This is a genomic window from Xenorhabdus sp. PB61.4 (genome assembly GCF_963894935.1).
Lineage (GTDB): Bacteria > Pseudomonadota > Gammaproteobacteria > Enterobacterales > Enterobacteriaceae > Xenorhabdus > Xenorhabdus stockiae.
Window position 1 is genome coordinate 1 of record NZ_CAWQJR010000120.1, and the last position, 1,803, is coordinate 1,803.

A 1,803-nucleotide genomic window follows, 5' to 3' on the forward strand; every position below is an offset into this window, starting at 1 on the left:
AAAAAATAATTAATCTCCCATTCAGGAGGCTGTTATGATTATATTTAAAGTGTTTCTCACCCTCTTATTATTACCTTACAGTATAAATGTATTTTCAGATACTGTATTGAATCCTCACCCAATAGAAACAATTGCTGGAGGAGAGGAAAGCTGTATTGAGAGTAACAATAGTAAATGCAAACCTTGGGTTGTGAATATTCGTGCTAAAGATGAATCAGGGAAATATATCTTTTCATGTAGTGGTTCGCAGATCTCTCCGAGCTATGTTTTGACAGCAGCACATTGCAAGGGTGACCATGAAAACATTAAAACATATTCGATTGAAAATTATGAAAAAAAAGTAATTGGCACTGCATCATATAGAAATTTCATTCGATACCCTATAGCCTCAGATTTTGCAATAATAAAATTAGATAATCCTACTAATTTAGCTAATTATGGTCATGTTCGTCGTTTCTTTAACTATGATGAAGCTTATGAAAAAATAGACAAGGATTATTATAACGCTTCTATATATGGCTATGGTAATTTGGGAATTGAACCAACAACAGGAAAGCAGACAAAAAATGCAGAAGAAAAACAGTATAGAGCTGATGTTAATATTGTCACTAAGGCCATAGATTATCAACAAAATTATGGGTTTCTTATAAAAGAAAATGAAGATTTAAAGCCAGGAATTGCACAATCTGGAGACTCTGGTGGCCCGGTTATTTGGCATGATACAATCATCGGTGTTGCATCCACAACAAAAGATACTCTTAAAGTTAAAGATAGCAATAAAGTTCGCCCATTCTTTTTTGCTTCAGATGTTACAGGAAAATATAAACCAGATGTTACAGGAAAAAATTTTGATACCCCTTTGAGTCGCAAAAGAAACCTAGGAAGTTGGTTTTCTCAATACATGAAAAAAATATGGATCGACAATCCGGATTGGGGTGCAAAATTAAGTAAAAGGAGAAAAAGCATACCTGTAGAGGGATTTGGTCGTCTATCTACTGAGATCAATCTTCGTTACTCCATTAATCACGAAGATGAAAAAAATACTAAATGTAAGGTAGGCTTAGATAGAAAATGGAAATGTGATATCCCATATGATTCCTATTTTACTAAAAAAATCAAAGAAAACAATGAATATGAAATTACTATTACAGCTGAAGAGTTAAAGAAAGATAATACATCATGGGAGAGTGATACCATAAAAGCAAAAATACCAAATACAAAGCAAGAATTTTATATTATTTATCCATCAGATAAATCAATAGTTCTAACCAAAAACTTTACCATACGTGGATACGCCGCCCCTGGTTCTGAAATAATATTGTCATTAAGCGCTAACCCTAAGTATGGTGAAGAAAAATATACACAGGATAAATTATGCGCTGGGTTAAATAATAACGAATTGATAAAAACAGGTGAGAATGGACTATGGTCATGCATTATAAATACTAATATTTATCTTAAAAATTTAGGTAAAGATGATAACTATAATATAAATGCAGAACAAGAATACAAAAAACCCAAAAAATCCAAGCATAAAGAAATAAAAGATCAAGTCAGCATCAGTTTAAAACCAGAAGATTATTCCACTTTAAATGTTGAGCCAAACGAAAATAGAAAAGGAAGCATATATAGAAAAATATTAGAATATAACGCAACCTATGCTAATAATGCAAAACTAGTTTGTATTTTTGATGGTAAAAATTCAAATTGTAAAAATAATCCTCGAAGTAAAGATAATTTTCATTTAAGAAATTCATTTGAATCAAAAGAAGATTTTAAGTCAGGAAAAAAACCGTTTTTATA

Annotated in this window: 1 protein-coding gene; it reads left to right on the plus strand. The window is 31.1% G+C overall.

The window, feature by feature from the left end:
* Positions 1-34: 34 nt before the first annotated feature.
* A partial coding sequence (locus tag AACX68_RS07070; protein ID WP_228860847.1) for a trypsin-like serine protease occupies positions 35-1,803 on the plus strand: 1,769 nt, incomplete at its 3' end.